The following is a 15,899-nucleotide window of genomic DNA, read 5'->3' as shown; positions in this document are numbered from 1 at the left end:
ACGAAGCGTCAGCCGCCTCGCCGTCACCCCATCCCGATTGTCCCGCATCAATGACGATGCTAATCACGCCGGAGATTTTTGTGCAATGCACAATGTGGTGAATTTTCCCACTTTTCGACTCGCGAGCGTCTTCCGCACATAGCGAACACCGAGCTCATTTCGGCGGCGCCACCCAGATTTCGGCGTTCAGCCTTCTGGTCGCGAGGCCCCGGGCCAGGGCTTCGGCGCTGCGCGTGCCCTTGGCCAGAGCCGCGGCCTGCCGCTTGCTGACGACGAGGCCCTCGGCCAGCGCGCGATTGCCGGAAAAGACGCGGGCCAGGAAAGGTGCGCGATCGGCGCGGGAGCGCGAGAAACGCGCCGGCATGGTCTGTTTGGCCGTGTGGGCGACGACCTCGTCGATCCAGCCTTCGGCGAGCCGGGCGCCGGGTTCGAGAAGCAGCAGCCAGTCGCCCTTGGCCTGGCCGATGCCGGCGCCGATGCCGCCCGTCACATAGTGACAGCCTGCATGCTCGGCGACGCGATGCGTCTGGTCGGTCGAACCCTGATCGCAGACGATGACGTCGCGCACCACGCCCTCGACCGCGCCGCCGACCAAAGAGGCGAGCGTGCGGGCAAGCCCCTCTTCGTCGTTGCGGGTTTCGATAAGGACGCTGAGCATTCCCAGCCGAATAGCGGAAAGCCGCGGCTTGCGCCAGTTACGCTTTTTGCCGAAAAAGTTCTTGCTTTGTTCTCATCGGCAAAATAGGAATAGTTTCATGAACAGAGCGATTCGACAGCCTGCCGACAGTCCCTGGGAGAGGGCGAAAATGGAACAGATCGTGCGCGCCGACATTGCTGCTTTCGGAGCAGGCAGAGCCGAGATGGCAGACGCGATGATCGAGCAGAGCGGCATGCGCGTGCGGCCCGACCGCAATCGCGGCCGCTCGGCCGGTATCAACCCGTCCGGCCGCTTCGAGCCGGTCAGCCGTCACGTCTTCGACGACGGCTGGAACTCGCTTGAGGAACTGCCGCCGTTCAGGACCGAAGTGCAGGTCGAGAAGCCGCGCACCATCATCACCCGCAACGAATCGCCGGACATTTCCTTCGACCGTTCGATCAATCCCTATCGGGGCTGCGAGCATGGCTGCGTCTACTGCTTCGCCAGGCCGACGCATTCCTTCATGGGCCTGTCGCCGGGGCTCGATTTCGAATCGAAGCTGTTCGCCAAGCCGGACGCCGCACGCATGCTCGACCGGGAATTGTCGAAGCCGGGCTATCAGCCGCGCACCATCGCCATCGGCACCAACACCGATCCCTACCAGCCGATCGAGAAGCAATACCGGATCATGCGCGAGATCCTGGAAGTGCTGGAGGCGCGCGGCCATCCGGTCGGCATCGTCACCAAGTCGGCGCTGGTGACGCGCGACATCGACATCCTGTCGCGCATGGCCGAACGCGGCCTCGCCAAGGTGGCGCTTTCGGTGACGACGATGGACCGCATGCTGGCGAGAACGATGGAACCCCGCGCGTCGACGCCGACGAAACGGCTGGAGGCGATCAGGCAGCTTTCGGACGCCGGCATCCCGGCCTCGGTGATGGTGGCGCCGATCATTCCCGGCCTCAACGATCCGGAGATGGAGCGCATCCTCGATTCGGCGCGCGCCGCCGGCGCGCGGGAGGCGGGCTACGTCATCCTGCGCCTGCCGCTCGAAGTGGCGCCGATCTTCAAGGACTGGCTGCTGCGCCACTATCCGGACCGCTACCGGCATGTGATGTCGCTGGTCCGCTCGATGCGCGACGGCAAGGATTACGATTCCGAATGGGGCAAGCGCATGAAGGGCGCCGGCCCCTATGCCTGGCAGATCGGCCGGCGCTTCGAGATCGCCGCCAAGCGGCTCGGCCTCAATGTCGAGCGACGGCAACTCCGCACCGATCAATTCGTCGCAGGCTCCGGCGCCGGCGAGCAGTTGATGCTGCTTTAACGTCGGTGCCGGCCGTGACGAGCCGGCGCCAAGCAGTTCCAGGCAAAGCGATTTTCCGCCTGGCATTGCAGTCCTTTTGAAGAATCCCGTCCGGCCACTGTCCCCCGGCCGCGAGACGGTGCCTTCCCGGTCCGACGCCCCATCCGACCCGGAAGGACTTGCGGAGAATCGGAGCCGATGCGAACCTCGCCGCACCATGGCTCGCGCGCGTTCCGATTCTCCGCTTCTCTTTGAAATGGTCGAGAAGCCCGACTTCTCGATCGAGACCAAGGCGATGGCCGACGGGCTGTGGCCGGTCGCCGGCATGGACGAGGCAGGCCGCGGTCCGCTCGCCGGGCCGGTGGTGGCCGCAGCGGTGGTGCTCAACCCCGCCAACATTCCCGAGGGCCTCGACGATTCCAAGCGCCTGACCCATTTGCAGCGTGAGGCGCTGTTTCTCAAAATTCTCGGCTCGGCGCTCGGCGTCTCGATGGCCTCGATCAGCGCCGAAGGCATCGACAACAGCAACATCCTGAAAGCCAGCCTGGAAGCGATGCGCCGCGCCGCCGCGGGCCTGTCGCTGCAGCCGAAACTTGCCTTGGCCGACGGCCGCGACATCCCGCCCGGTCTTGCCTGCGAAGGCCGGGCGCTGATCAAGGGCGACCAGCGCTCGCAGTCGATCGCCGCCGCCTCGATCGTCGCCAAGGTGATGCGCGACCGCATGATGTGCGGCTGCGGCGGACACCACGAACATTACGGCTTCGAAGTCCATATGGGCTATGCGACGGTGAGGCACCGGACCGCGATCGAGACGCATGGACCGGTGGCGAGATTGCACCGCGCGTCGTTCGCGCCGTTCAGGCTGGGTGCGGCCGAGGTGATTGAGGAAGAGAGCTTCGCCGGACTGGAGTGACGGCTGATCTCCCCTTGTGGTGGAGATGTCCGGCAGGACAGAGGGGGCGCTGTCCCGCCGACCTAACGATGCTTGGGTTCCTCGCCCCGCCAAAGGCGGGGAGAGGTGGCCGCGAAGCGGACGGAGAGGGCCTCGTAGGGCGCTCCCCTCTCCGTCTCGGCTTCGCCGAGCCACCTCTCCCCACATTCGTGGGGCGAGGAACCTTGATCCTGCGACGCCGCGATCCTTAACGCCCCCTCTGCCCTGCCGGGCATCTCCCCCACGAGGGGGGAGATTGGCAGCTTCAGCGACGCGCTGCCTTTCAAACAACAAAAAAAGCCGCCGGGTTGCCCAGGCGGCTTTGTTCTCGAAGCTTCGACGTCAGCTCAGTTCAGCTTGGCCTTGACGTCGTCCAGCGCCGACTTGAACAGGTCGGCTCCAGCCTTGGCGTCGACCTTGGCGGCGAGCAGCGCGCGGGCGGCCTCGACGGCGATGTCGACGGCGCTGGCGCGCACTTCGCTGACCGCTTCGCGCTCGGCCTGGCTGATCTTCTGCTCGGCAAGCGCGGTGCGCCGGGCGACATAGTCTTCGGTCTTCTTGGCCGCCTCGGAGGCAAGCAATTCAGCTTCGCGCTTGGCGGCGGCGACGATGTCGGCGGCCTCCTTCTCGGCTTCCTTGCGCTTCTGCTGATACTGGCCGAGCAGTTGCTGGGCCTCTTCACGAAGCTTGCGGGCTTCCTCGAGCTCGCCGCTGATCTTGGCCGCGCGGGCGTCGAGCGACTTGGCGAGCATGCCCGGCACCTTCAGATAGATGACGGCGCCGAGGAAGATGAACAGGGCGATAGCAGCCCAGAGCGTGGCGAGTGATGTGGCGTCCATTATGCGCTCCTCACCGGCTCGCGGATTTGACCGCGGCCGCGATCTCGGACTTGTCGGACTTGCCGCCGACGAGCGCCTCGACGATGGCCGACGTGGTGTCCTCGGCGATCGTGCCGACTTCCTTCATCGCCTTGGCCTTGATCGAGGCGATGCTCGCCTCGGCCTCGCCAAGCTTCTTCTCGAGCTCGGCCTCGAGCTTCTTGCGCGTGCCTTCGGCTTGCGCCTTGGCAGCATCGTTCGCCTGCTGGCCGATCTTGTTGGCATTGGCCTTGGCCTCCGCCAGTTCCTGCTCATAGGCAGCAACGGCGGCGTCCGCCTCGCCCTTCAGCCTTGCGGCATGATCGAGATCCTGGGTGATGCGGTCGTTGCGGACGTCGATGATGCCGCCAAGACGCGGCATCACAACCCGCTTCAGGAACAGGTAGAAGAGCCCGAAGGTGATGACCAGCCACAGGATCTGCGACGGGAAGGTTGCGGCATTGAACGGCGGGAACGTTTCATGCTCCGCGGCGGGCACCGCGGTGCCCGCATGCGTATCGCCCTCGGCTGCGGCCGGCGCTGTTTCTTGCGCATAGGCAGATGTCACGAACATCTCATTCCCCTGTCCATTCGGCGGGGCCGCACCATGCGGCCCCTCTCGTCAGCTCTGGCTCTTACTTGAAGACCAGGAGCAGAGCGATCAGGAGCGAGAAGATGCCCAGAGCTTCGGTCACCGCGAAGCCGAAGATCAGGCGGCCGAACTGGCCATCGGCAGCCGACGGGTTGCGGAGCGCACCCGAGAGGTAGCTGCCGAAGATGTTGCCGAGGCCGATGCCCGCGCCGCCCATGCCGATGCAGGCGATACCAGCGCCGATAGCAGCTGCTGCAGTTGCGTCCATTTCAAAACTCCTGTGGTTGCTTGTTCGTTGCAGTTGGTACGTTGGGTATGCTGGCGCCGGGGCGCCGGTAAAAATCGATCAGTGGCTCGGGTGCAGCGCGTCGTTCAGATACATGCAGGTCAGCACCGCGAACACATAAGCCTGCAGGAAGGCGACCAGCAGTTCGAGCGCCGTGAGCGCGACCGCCATGGCAAGCGGCAGCACAGAGCCGGCAATGCCCACGGCGCCAAATGCGCTGAGGCTGACGACGAAGCCCGAAAACACTTTCAGCGTGATGTGGCCGGCCAGCATGTTGGCGAAAAGACGGACCGAAAGGCTGACGGGGCGCGAGACGAAGGAGATGATCTCGATCGCCACCACCAGCGGCAGGAGATATCCCGGCACGCCATGCGGCACGAACAGCTTGAGGAAGCCGAGGCCATGCTTGGCGAAGCCGTAGACGAGGACGGTGCCGATGACCAGCGCGGCAAGCGTGAAGGTGACGATGATGTGGCTGGTGACGGTGAAGAAATAGGGGAACAGGCCGATCAGATTGGCGACCAGCACGAACATGAACAGCGAGAACACCAACGGGAAGAACTGCATGCCCTGCTTGCCCGCCGCGTCGCGCAGCATGTTGCCGACGAATTCGTAGGCCATTTCGGAAACGGACTGCAGGCGGCCCGGGATCAGGGCGCGGCTGGCGGTGCTCATATAGAGGAAAGCGGAAGCGACGAGGACCGTCACGACCATGAACAAAGCGGAATTGGTGAACGAGACGTCGTAGCCGCCGATATGCAGCGGGATGATCGGATGGATCTGGAACTGGTGGATCGGGTCGACCTTGTCAGCAGCAGCCACTTTTTATCCCCGTCAAAGCCACAACCGGCTTCTTAAGTTTCTTTGGCGCCTTGCGGCACCTCATTCATTTCTTCGGTTCGCGCGGCTCGCCGCTCTGGCCGAATTCCGATGCCAGTCCCGCCGAACGCAGGACATTGAGTATACCTGCGCCAAAGCCGAGCAAAAGGCCCACGATCAGACCCCACGGCGCCGTTCCCGCCACGCGGTCGATGAACCAGCCCAAGCCGACACCGACCACCACCCCGGCGATGAACTCGCTGGACAGTTTCAGCGCCTGACCGTAGCCGGTCGCAGCTTTCGCTTCGTCTTTCCCCTCGAGCCGGTCCGTGCGTCTCGTCGCAAGCGATGCCTCGAGATCGCGCCGGCGGCGCTCAAGTTCGTCGTCGCGGATGGTGGCTTCTGGCTGCCTGCCGCGGCCGGTTTCTCCGGTTCCGTCTGGCCCGGTTTTGTCGGCCATCGCAACCCCCCTGCCCGGGCAGACGATTGCCGTCCGTCCGCTTCTAAAGTCGCCGGCAACATAGTTAGAGGGTCCGCCCCCGTCAAGCCACGGGCCGAACTTCGAAGCGATGTATTTTTGACTGTTAAATCAATGGTTTATCGAGGTGCGACATCGTGCCCTTCACGCCCGCGTGAGGCAACGGGGCGAATCCGCGCGGCAAGGCGCTCCCGCCGGAGCATGCCGGGGGTTGGAGGAAGGTGTCGTTTGACCGGCTCAACCAGAGCCGCCTAACGGCTCAGCTCCAGCCACCGCCATAGGTGCGGTAGAAGATGTGCAGGCCGATCCTGGTCATGCGCTGCATGGCGCGCGCCCAGCCGGGATGAACGTAATTGGCGTAGTAATGCGTCGAGGAGCCGACCTCGGGAATGAAGATCTTGCCGGCGGTCACCGCCATGGCGACCTCCTGGGCGGTCTTGTAGGAAGCCTGGTCGGTGATGGTCTTCTTCCTGCCGTCGCAGGCGAAGGAGAACTGGCAGCGGTTGAACCAGTCGTCGTTCTGATAGACGACGCCGCAGATGGTCTTCGGATAGGCAGGGTTGCGGACGCGGTTGAGGATCACCTGGGCGACCGCCGCCTGACCGCGAACGGGCTCGCTGCGCGCCTCGAAATAGATGCCCTTGGCAAGGCAAGCCTGCTCCGGCTTGGAGAACACACTCGCCGGCAGCGGGTTCTGCATCCAGGCATGGTCGCCCTTGCCCATCGGCGGGATGAAGCGGCCATCGTTCGGATCGTCCTGCAGCAGCGCCTCGAACGGCGACGACTTGGCGTAATCGGGCGCCGACTGGGCGTAGGCGGTGGCGAGGATATCCGGCTTGTCGTTGTTGACGAGGGCGACCAGCGCGGCCGGCAGCTCGGGATCGGGCTGCTTGTCCTCGCGGATGTGAAAAGCCTGGGCGATCTGGACTTCCTTGCCCTTGATGCCGGGCTTGGCGAAGGTGAGCTTCAGATTGCTGTCCATCGAGGGACGAAGCAGCGAGGAGGTGCGCTCGAAGATCGAGCCGGCACTGAAATTCTTTGGCGGAGCGACCGGCGCCACCTTGACCAGGCGACCCTTCTTGTCGGCGCGTATGACGCGGTCTTCGTCGGGCGTGGCGCCGGCGACATTGCCCTTGCCGCGAAAGGCTACCGTGCCGACGCCCGGCAAATTTACACCGGAGCCGGAGAGCGAGCCGGTGGTGACGGAATCGACAAAGGGCATTTCGGCGGCGTGCACCGAGCCGGCGGCGGATTTCTCGATATAGGCGTTCCAGCGGACGTTGGGCGATTCCAGGCCGGAAATCAGGCTGGTCATATCCTGATAGGCGACGACCGACGGAAAGCCGATCCAGATACCGAGCCCGAGCACCAAAGGAGGAAGGAAGGAACGCTTTTTCGCAACGGCGGCGGCGGCAAGCCGCAATGAAACGCGTCGATGCACGGAACTCTCCAGAACGCTACTGACCCCGGAGAGTCACAATGATGCATTAACCTTGATGCGGGGTTAACGACATCGATCGTGTTCTTTTCATGTTTGAGTGAAGCCGGCTTGCGGTTTTCACGGCAGCCGGCGAAGAATCAGGCTGGGCGCAGGAAAATCGGAAAGGCGACAGCCGCGCAGATCGCGGCCGCGAGCCACACGCCCGGCCATGCAAAGACCACCAGCAGCCACGGGATGGTGATCGGCACCAGGCAGAAGCCGATGAAGACGAAGCTGTTGGCCAGGCTGAGCGCCGTGCCGACATGGCCGGCACCGGCAAGCGTGGCGAGCTCGGTGTAGGCGACGCCGTGCCAGGCCGAGACGGAAATACCGGCGACAACGACCATCAGCGGAAGCAGCGGCACCAGCGCTGGGATTGCGGCGGCGCCGATCACCAGCAGCCACAGCGCCAGGAAGGCAAAGGTGCTCAATGCGCTGCAGAATCTCAGGAACAGACGGCGGTTGCGGTGGCGGTCGGTGAAGCGGCCACTCCAGACGCGCATGACCATGGCGCCGGTCTGCACGGTGGCGAGGCTGGCGCTGGTGACCCAGGTGCCCATGCCGGCAAAGTCATGCAGGAAGACCGAAGCGAAGGTAAGCACCGCGACCTGCGGGAAGCAGAGCAGGCCGATCGCGCTCGATATGCGCCATACCTCGATGTTGCGAAGCGGCGCCGGGCCGCTTGCCGCTGCGGCGGCGTGACCGCCGCTTCCCACCGGCGGCTCGTGCAGCCAGCGCCAGGTAAAATAGGCAGAGATGAAGGAGACGGCCGCAAGCAGGCCGAAGACCGCGGTAAAGCCCAAAGCCAGCGCCAGCGACGGCAGGACGAGCGCGCCGAGCCCGCCGCCGAGCGGCACCGCCGTCTGCCTTATGCTCATGGCGAAGCCGCGCTCGCCCTCGCCGAACCAGCCCATGATGGCGCGGCCGCTGGAGCCGTTGACGCTGCCGCCGAGCAGGCCGGCCACGAGCAGGCTCGCCGAGAGCAGCGTGACGCCCGGGACGACAGACCTGGTCGGCACGACGAGTAGCGCCATGCTGAGCAGCCACGCCGCCGTCGCGCCGAGCCCGGTCAGCAGCACGCGGCGGTCGCCCCAGCGGTCCGTCAGCATGCCCCAGGGCAGTTCGCTGAGCGCCACCCCAAGACCGAGAAGCCCGAGCGCCAGGCCGAGCGAGGCGTTGTCGAGATGATAGGCCTGGCGCATCGCCACGGCAGTCGCCGGAATGCCGGAGAAGGTGGCGGAGAAGCCGGCATTGGCGGCGACGCCGATGCCCAGCACCTTCCACCGGTGGTTGGGACCGAAGGCGCGGCGAGCGGCGGCCCTGTCGGCGCGCGCCTCAGGCGGTTGGCAGTCGTTGCGTGTGACGATGGCGGACATGAGCTCATTCCCGTGGCGGCCGGTTGCCCGGCTTGACGGAGGGGATGTAGCGTCATAGCTTCATTCATAAAATCAGGAAGTTTTTGACCAACAATCCTGAAAATCAGGACTATCTCATGCGCCGCGTCACATTCGATCTCGATGTTCTCAGAACCTTCGTCACCGGTATGGAGCTGGGCAGCTTCGCCAAGGCAGCCGAACGGCTGGGGCGCTCGACGTCGGCCGTCAGCGCGCAACTGAAGAAGCTCGAGGAGCAGGCGGATACGCCGATCTTCCGCAAGGCGGGACGCGGCCTGGCATTGACCGAAGCCGGCGAAACCATGCTCGGCTACGCACGGCGGCTGATCGAACTCAACGACGAGGCGGTCTCCGCCATACGCGACGTCGAACTGGAAGGCTGGGTACGGCTCGGCCTGCAGGAGGATTTCGGCGAGGCGGTGCTGCCCGACGTGCTCGGCCGTTTCGCCCGCGCCCATCCCAAGGTGCGCATCGAGGCGCGGATCGGACGCAGCCACGATCTCGCCGAGCGTGTCCTTGCAGGCAGTCTCGACATCGCGCTCGCCTGGCATGACGGCACCACCCTGCCCTACAGCCGCCATATCGCCGACGTGCAGGCGCGTTGGATCGGTCCGGCGAAACCGATCGAGGCAGGTCCGCGCAACGGCGAGGCGCTGCCGCTGGTGGTATTCGAGGCGCCCTGTCTTCTGCGCACTGTCGCGACGGAAACGCTCGACCGCGCCGGCATGCCCTGGCGCATGGCCTTCTCCAGCCCCAGCCTCGGCGGCATCTGGGCGGCGGTGGCGGCGGGGCTCGGCCTGACGATCCGCACCGATATCGGCCTGCCCGCCAATGTCAGGGCGATCGCGCCGGGCGTGCTCGGGCTTCCCGCCCTGCCGATGATGGCGCTGCATCTGCACCAGAAGGACGCCGAGCTCGACCCGGTGGCGGCGAGATTGGCGGAGATATTGCTGCAGGCGGCGCTGGAGAGGCTACCCGAGGGCGCGCGGACTTATGACGTGCTGAAGAAGGTCGCCTGAGCGTCAACGCTTCTTCGCGCGACCAGCAAACGGATTGTCCGACGTGCGCAGCGCCATACGGATCGGCACGCCAGGCATGTCGAAGGCTTCGCGCAGGCTGTTGGTCAGATAGCGGACATAGGATTGCGGCATCGCGTCCGGCCGCGAGCACGAGACGACGAAGCCCGGCGGACGGGTCTTTGCCTGGGTGACATATTTGATCTTCAGCCGGCGGCCGGCGACGGCGGGCGGCGGATGGTGCGCCAGGATGCCTTCCAGCCAACGGTTGAGCTTGCCGGTCGAGACACGGCTGTTCCACACCTTGTGCGTCTTGATGACCGAGTCCATCAGCTTGTCGAGGCCGCGCCCGGTCTCGGCCGAAACAGTCACTGCCTGGATGCCGCGCACCTGCGGCAAGAGCCGCTCGGTCTTCTCGCGCAATTCGGCCAGCAGTTCCTGCGGGTTGTCGATCAGGTCCCATTTGTTGAAAGCGATCACCGGCGCCCTGCCCTCGCGGATGATGAGGTCGGCGATCTGCAGGTCCTGCTTCTCGAAGGGGATGGTGGCGTCGAGCACGATGATGACGATCTCGGCGAAGCGGATGGCGCGCAGGCCGTCCTGCACCGAGAGCTTTTCGAGCTTCTCCTGCACCTTCGACTTGCGCCGCATGCCGGCGGTGTCGAACAGTTTTATCCTGCGGCCGCGCCAGTCCCAGTCGACCGAGATCGAATCGCGGGTGATGCCGGCTTCCGGGCCGGTGAGCAGCCGCTCCTCGCCGATCAGCGCGTTGATCAGCGTCGACTTGCCGGCGTTGGGACGGCCGACGACGGCGATGCGCAGCGGCTTGGTGTCGTCATAGGCTGCTTCAGCATCCGGGTCGGCGATGTCCTCGCCGATCAGCACCTCGCTGGCGGCGATCTCGTCGCTGTCGTCTTCGTCGTCCTCGCCGAAGGTGCGTTCCTCGCCAAGCGCTTCGACCACCGCGTCGCGCAGGTCGGGCATGCCCTGGCCGTGCTCGGCCGAGACCGGGATCGGTTCGCCGAGGCCGAGCTCCCAGGCTTCCAGCAGGCCGCCTTGCGCGCCACGCGCCTCGGCCTTGTTGGCGACGAGCACCACCGGCTTGCCGGATTTGCGCACCACTTCGGCGAAGGTGCGGTCGTCGGGCATCAGGCCGGATTTGGCGTCGACGGTGAAGAAGATCAGGTCGGCTTCGCGGATGGCGATCTCGGTCTGCTGGCGCATGCGGCCGGGCAGCGTCGCGGCGGCCGCATCCTCGAAGCCGGCGGTGTCGATGACGTCGAAATGAAGATCGTAGAGTTTTGCCGCATGGACGCGACGGTCGCGCGTCACGCCCGGCGTGTCGTCGACAAGCGCCAGCTTCTTTCCGACCAGCCGATTGAAAAGAGTCGATTTGCCGACGTTAGGCCGGCCGATGATGGCGACTTTGAAGCTCATCCGAGGTCACGAGGCGTTGCCCGACCCGCGGATCAGTTCGGACATCAGCTGCGCCCGCTGACGCACATTGCGCGGGGCGCCTTCATCCGAAGAGATCTGGTCGAAGAGTTTGAGCGCATCCGCCGACTTGCCGTCCTTCCAGGCGGCGAGGCCGAGCGCCTCGCGCGCCGAGTGGCGCAGCGGATTGGTGTCGGCGGTCAACGCCTCGATGCGGCTGGAGACATCGGCGTAGGAGCCGTGATCGACGAGCAGCAGCGCTGCCCTGAGTCGAGCGATGTCGCGGATGCCGCCGGGGATGGCGTTGTCGGCGGCGACTTCGTCGAAATCCTTGACAGCGCCGTCGACGTCGCCCTTGTCGGCCTTGACGGTCGCGGCACGCATGCGGGCGAGCAGCGGATAGGCGCCGTAGCCGTCCTTCTCCAACTGGTCGAGCGCGGCGATCGCCTCATCGTTCTTGCCGTCATTGGCGAGCTTGAGCGCGGCCGAGAAGGCGTCACCCGAGCGGTTGGCGCGGCTCTCGTCCCAATAGCGGTAGCCAACGACGGCTGCCGTTCCCAGCACGATCAGGATCGCGATGCCGAGCATGGCCGGGCCAAAACGATCCCAAAGCTTCTGCGCCTGCTCGCGACGCATCTCTTCGTTGACTTCGCGGATAAAACTGTCGTCCGACATCAATCAAAAACCATTGTTGCCCCCGAGGGGGCGCTTCTTGAGCCCGCGTTTTAGCGAAAATTTGTCGGCATGGAAGGGGGCGGCCCGGAAAATCGGCTGAGAACCGCAGATGCGCCGCAGGGCTTGCCGGAACGCACCGACGCCACATTTGCGCGATAGCCGGCTTCTGATCGGCCGGAAAGGGTCCTGCCAGAAGGTTGCCAATGCTTCGTTCGTACCGCGTCCTTGCATTCAGTCTCGCCTCGCTCGCCTGCGCCAATGCGGCCTTGGCCGATCCGCCGAAATCGCCAGGCGCGTCGCCGGCCAAACCCAAGCAGGTGGTGCTGATCTCGTTCGACGCCGCGCGCGAGATTTCGCAATGGGAGCGCAGCCGGGCGCTGGCAAAGCGCACCGGCGCGCATTTCACCTATTTCCTGTCCTGCGTCTTCCTGCTCTCGCCGGAAACACGGCAGTATTATGCCGGCCCCGGCAAGGCCGCCGGCAAATCCAATGTCGGCTTCGGCGCCTCGAAGCAGGACGTCGCCGAGCGTCTGGCGCAGGTCCGGCTCGCGGCTGCCGAGGGCCACGACATCGGCAGCCATGCCTGCGGCCATTTCGACGGCAAGGACTGGAGTAAGGCCGACTGGCTGGCCGAATTCGCATCCGTCCGGCGCATTTTCCAAAACGCCTATGCGATCAACGGCATTCCGGAACCGGCCGACTGGCACGATTTCGCCCAATCCGCGCTGGTCGGGTTTCGCGCGCCTTATCTTTCGACGAACAAGGCGCTTTACGAGGCGCTGCCAGAGGCCGGCTTCCGATATGACGCCAGCGGCGTCTCGAACGGCCCCGAGCTGCCGCCGACCCGAAACGGCATAACCCGCTTCGCCCTGCCGCTCATTCCGGAGGGGCCGAAGGCGAAGCCGGTGGTCGCCATGGATTACAACCTCTATGTCCGCCACTCAGACGGCACCGAGAAGCCGGCCTTGGCGGACGCATTCACCGAGCGCGCCTATCAGGCATTTCGTGCCGCCTTCGAGGCGCAGTACAACGGCAAGCGACTGCCGCTGGAACTCGGCTTCCACTTCACGTTGATGAACGACGGCGCCTATTGGAACGCGCTGGAACGCTTCGCCGGCGAGGTTTGCGTGAAGGCAGACGTCGAGTGCATCAGTTTTCGCGACTATATCCAGCGCCAGCGCGGCGGCCAGGCGCAGGCGGTAGCGGGCGGCTGAGCCGCCCGCTATCTAATCCGATTCAGGCGGGATCCTCGGCACTCTGCCGGGCGAGATAGCGTTGGTCGATGTCCGGCAGCGGCGCCCCCTCCAGCGTCGCCTCGAAGGCGCGCAGGCGCTTATGCACCGACTGCAGCTCGACAATGGTCGACCACGACGTAAGCAGGAACTGCAGCGATCCGGTCACCTTGCCGAAAGCATTCGATATCTGGCTCAGGACGCCGAAGGTGATCTTGTGGGCAACCAATGAGGGGCCAAGGATGAGGAGCGAGAAGATGTTGTCGGCCTGGAGGTAGGTGTAGCGAACGACATTGAAATAGATGTAGTGGAAGTAGAGCCTGAAATAATTATGCCGCACATTGGCAAAGAGTTCGGCCGTCGTCGCGGGTTGTGCGCGGTCCGCGTGGTCCTCACCATAGACGAGCTCCTTGCGATAGGCCGCTTCAACGCGCTGATTTCGGAATTGCAGGCCCGGCAGTTTGAGACCGGCGACCATAACGGAAATCGTTCCGAACAGACACCACGCCAATGCCGCAACGACCAACGGCTGCGGGACCGCGCCGATGATTGGCAACTCGGTAATGTGGGCCTGCAATCGAATCAACACCGGCAGAAAGGCGATCAGGGTCATGATCGACTGGACGAAGGTCGAGCCCAGATCCTCCATGATTTGCGAGAAGCGCATCGTGTCTTCCTGGATACGCTGCGAGGCGCCCTCGATATGCCGCAACTGGCCCCAGTGCGCCATGAAATAATTGTTCATGGCGGTGCGCCAGCGAAAGATCCAGTGGCTGACGACGAAGGCATTGACCACCTGCACGTTCATGCCGACCAGCGCTAGCCAGGAGAAATCGGCCAACCCTATGTAAAATTCCGAATTAGTCGACTCCGACTTGCCCGACATCAGGTTCTGCACGTAATCAAAGAACGGGCCATACCAGTTGTTGACGGCGACACTGACCTGAACATTGAAATAGATGAAGAACAGGATGACGGCGGTCATCAGGATCGACCAGTTCTGCCACGGATGCGGCGAATACCAGGCCCAGAATGCATAGAAGGCAGCCACGCAGAGTACGAAGTAGATGTAGAACCACAGGAACGGCTTCGACCACAGCACGGCGATGCCGATGATAGGCGGCGCATCGGCGGCAGCAGGCGGCAGGCCCAAGAGAGCGCCCAGTTGCTCACCGCCGAAAAACCAGAACAGGATCGCGGCAAGGCTCCAGGCGGCGGCCGAGGTGAAGAAGAGCTTCGGCTGCGGGAAGAAGGATACGAACACTGTGGCGGGTTTCCTCGGTCTGACCGCAAATCAGCGGCATTGCTGTTCGGCGGGCATAAGGTCACACATTAGTGGGAAAGAAAATGCCTTGCCCGATGCCCGTCAGCGAGCAAGGCCGCAAATCATGGCGATTTTGGCGCGGCCGACCAGGCAATGACGCCGGAGAGCAACAGGGCTGCCGCCGCCATGATCGAGGCAAGCACATAATTGCCCGAGGCCTGGGCGAGCAGGCCGGCGGCGATCGGGCCGACGATCTGGCCGAGGCCGAAGGCCGCCGTCATCACCGCGAAGATGCGGCGCGGTGCCTGCGGTGCGAGCTGCCTGCCAATCTGTATCCCCAGCGCGGTGATGGCGATGAAGGTGCCGCCGAGCAGGACGCCGGCGATCAGCGGTCCGGCAGCGCCTTTGACGACGACGCTGGCGGTGACGCCGACCACCTCGATCAGGCAGGTGACCGCATAGGCGGCATTGAGCCCGATCCGGCCGGCAAGCTTGTGCCAGAACCAGGTCGAGGGAAAACCGGCAAGGCCGGCGACCATCCACACGCTCGCCTCGAAGACGCGGCTACCGCCGCCCTGACGAACAATGGCAATCAGAAACGTCGCCGTCACCACATAGCCGAAGCCGAACAGGCCGTAGGCGACGATCATCTTCGTCAGCGACCTGTCCTTAGGCAGCGCCGGCTCGCGGCCGGCTACGCCGTTGGCGGGCCTGGCGGCGCCGGCAAGCAGCGCGACCAGAATCAGGCCGGCCAGCGAGATCGCTCCCGACCAGAGCCAGCCCGCCGTCCAATCGGCATGCTCGGTGACCAGGATTGCCAGCAGGGCCGAAGACGCCGCAATGCCGAGGCCGACGCCGCCGAAATGCAGCGCCTGCAGATCGCCGCGCCCGGCTTCGGCGAGATGGCTGAAGACGATCGACGACATGAACACCATGACGAAAGCGCTGGCGAGGCCGGCGAGGAAGCGGATGACGAGAAAGGCGGCCATCGTCTCGTTCAGTCCCATCAGGCCGGCAAGCAGGGCGCTGGCGGCGAGGCTGGCGAACATCAGCATACGCTCGCGGCCATGCGCCCAGCCGCCCGCCGCAGCCAGCGCGCCGACGAGATAGCCGAGATAGTTGGCGGACGCGATCCAGCCGGCATCGGCCGGCGTCAGATGCAGCGCCTCCATCATGCCGGGCAGGATCGGCGTGTAGACGAAGCGCCCGATGCCCATGGCGACGGCGAGCGCCGTCATGCCGGCAAAGGCAAGACGCAAGGGAGATGGCGAGGCGTTCATTGCGGCGCACAATAAGTGTGCAGGCCCGCGAAACAATGCGCTTGCGTTGGGCCAGAATGGCGATGTGGAAGGATCGCCTACACCGGATTGGTACCAAAATCCTCTATGTCAGCGCCGCCCCTCATCCGCCCTTCGGGCACCTTCTCCCCGTGAAACGGGGAGAAGGTAGCGTCGCGACGCCGGCGCCTAGCCCTTTCTCCCCGTCACTATACGGGGAGAAA

At 64.7% G+C, this 15,899-nt stretch carries 16 protein-coding genes; 4 read left to right on the top strand and 12 right to left on the bottom strand.

Annotated elements, in window-relative coordinates:
• Nucleotides 1-154: 154 nt before the first annotated feature.
• Nucleotides 155-658, bottom strand: coding sequence for a glycosyltransferase (locus DPM33_RS02375; RefSeq protein WP_112095272.1), 504 nt, complete (start codon nucleotides 656-658; stop codon nucleotides 155-157).
• A 148-nt stretch (nucleotides 659-806) separates the two neighbouring features.
• On the opposite strand from DPM33_RS02375, the gene DPM33_RS02370 reads away from it, so the two are divergent.
• Nucleotides 807-1,961, top strand: coding sequence for a PA0069 family radical SAM protein (locus tag DPM33_RS02370; RefSeq protein WP_146770184.1), 1,155 nt, complete (start codon nucleotides 807-809; stop codon nucleotides 1,959-1,961).
• 196 nt (nucleotides 1,962-2,157) lie between these two features.
• Entirely contained in the window at nucleotides 2,158-2,853 is a 696-nt protein-coding gene (locus tag DPM33_RS02365) for a ribonuclease HII (RefSeq protein ID WP_112095270.1), read from the top strand.
• Between the two features lie 365 nt (nucleotides 2,854-3,218).
• On the opposite strand, the gene DPM33_RS02355 is transcribed toward DPM33_RS02365, so the two are convergent.
• From DPM33_RS02355 to DPM33_RS02325, 7 genes are all read right to left on the bottom strand, one after another.
• Entirely contained in the window at nucleotides 3,219-3,710 is a 492-nt protein-coding gene (locus DPM33_RS02355) for a F0F1 ATP synthase subunit B (RefSeq protein ID WP_112095268.1), read from the bottom strand.
• A 10-nt stretch (nucleotides 3,711-3,720) separates the two neighbouring features.
• Entirely contained in the window at nucleotides 3,721-4,302 is a 582-nt protein-coding gene (locus tag DPM33_RS02350; protein ID WP_112095267.1) for a F0F1 ATP synthase subunit B, read from the bottom strand.
• Between the two features lie 61 nt (nucleotides 4,303-4,363).
• Nucleotides 4,364-4,588, bottom strand: coding sequence for a F0F1 ATP synthase subunit C (locus DPM33_RS02345; protein WP_027164582.1), 225 nt, complete (start codon nucleotides 4,586-4,588; stop codon nucleotides 4,364-4,366).
• Between the two features lie 78 nt (nucleotides 4,589-4,666).
• Nucleotides 4,667-5,428, bottom strand: coding sequence for a F0F1 ATP synthase subunit A (locus DPM33_RS02340; RefSeq protein ID WP_112095266.1), 762 nt, complete (start codon nucleotides 5,426-5,428; stop codon nucleotides 4,667-4,669).
• A gap of 64 nt (nucleotides 5,429-5,492) precedes the next feature.
• Complete coding sequence (locus tag DPM33_RS02335; RefSeq protein ID WP_112095265.1) at nucleotides 5,493-5,885, bottom strand: AtpZ/AtpI family protein; 393 nt, start codon at nucleotides 5,883-5,885, stop codon at nucleotides 5,493-5,495.
• 277 nt (nucleotides 5,886-6,162) lie between these two features.
• A complete protein-coding gene (locus tag DPM33_RS02330; RefSeq protein ID WP_112095264.1) occupies nucleotides 6,163-7,344 on the bottom strand; it encodes a cell wall hydrolase in 1,182 nt (393 codons plus the stop codon).
• Nucleotides 7,345-7,481: 137 nt separating this feature from the next.
• Nucleotides 7,482-8,759, bottom strand: coding sequence for an MFS transporter (locus tag DPM33_RS02325; protein ID WP_112095263.1), 1,278 nt, complete (start codon nucleotides 8,757-8,759; stop codon nucleotides 7,482-7,484).
• A 116-nt stretch (nucleotides 8,760-8,875) separates the two neighbouring features.
• On the opposite strand from DPM33_RS02325, the gene DPM33_RS02320 reads away from it, so the two are divergent.
• On the top strand, nucleotides 8,876-9,796 hold the full coding sequence (locus tag DPM33_RS02320; protein WP_112095917.1) for a LysR substrate-binding domain-containing protein: 921 nt from the start codon (nucleotides 8,876-8,878) through the stop codon (nucleotides 9,794-9,796).
• A gap of 3 nt (nucleotides 9,797-9,799) precedes the next feature.
• On the opposite strand, the gene der is transcribed toward DPM33_RS02320, so the two are convergent.
• Together der and DPM33_RS02310 are read right to left on the bottom strand one after the other, a co-directional pair.
• Complete coding sequence (gene der / locus DPM33_RS02315) at nucleotides 9,800-11,230, bottom strand: ribosome biogenesis GTPase Der (protein ID WP_112095262.1); 1,431 nt, start codon at nucleotides 11,228-11,230, stop codon at nucleotides 9,800-9,802.
• 6 nt (nucleotides 11,231-11,236) lie between these two features.
• Entirely contained in the window at nucleotides 11,237-11,902 is a 666-nt protein-coding gene (locus DPM33_RS02310) for a tetratricopeptide repeat protein (RefSeq protein WP_112095261.1), read from the bottom strand.
• Between the two features lie 203 nt (nucleotides 11,903-12,105).
• On the opposite strand from DPM33_RS02310, the gene DPM33_RS02305 reads away from it, so the two are divergent.
• Nucleotides 12,106-13,116: a polysaccharide deacetylase family protein gene (locus DPM33_RS02305; RefSeq protein ID WP_112095260.1), complete on the top strand. Its 1,011-nt coding sequence runs from the start codon at nucleotides 12,106-12,108 to the stop codon at nucleotides 13,114-13,116.
• 22 nt (nucleotides 13,117-13,138) lie between these two features.
• Here DPM33_RS02305 and sbmA read toward each other — a convergent pair whose 3' ends face one another.
• Nucleotides 13,139-14,398: a peptide antibiotic transporter SbmA gene (gene sbmA, locus DPM33_RS02300; RefSeq protein ID WP_112095259.1), complete on the bottom strand. Its 1,260-nt coding sequence runs from the start codon at nucleotides 14,396-14,398 to the stop codon at nucleotides 13,139-13,141.
• A gap of 122 nt (nucleotides 14,399-14,520) precedes the next feature.
• Nucleotides 14,521-15,636: a YbfB/YjiJ family MFS transporter gene (locus tag DPM33_RS02295; protein ID WP_112095915.1), complete on the bottom strand. Its 1,116-nt coding sequence runs from the start codon at nucleotides 15,634-15,636 to the stop codon at nucleotides 14,521-14,523.
• Nucleotides 15,637-15,899 lie beyond the last annotated feature (263 nt).

This window comes from Mesorhizobium hawassense (assembly GCF_003289945.1).
Lineage (GTDB): Bacteria > Pseudomonadota > Alphaproteobacteria > Rhizobiales > Rhizobiaceae > Mesorhizobium > Mesorhizobium hawassense.
This window is presented reverse-complemented; position numbering and strand designations above follow the sequence as displayed.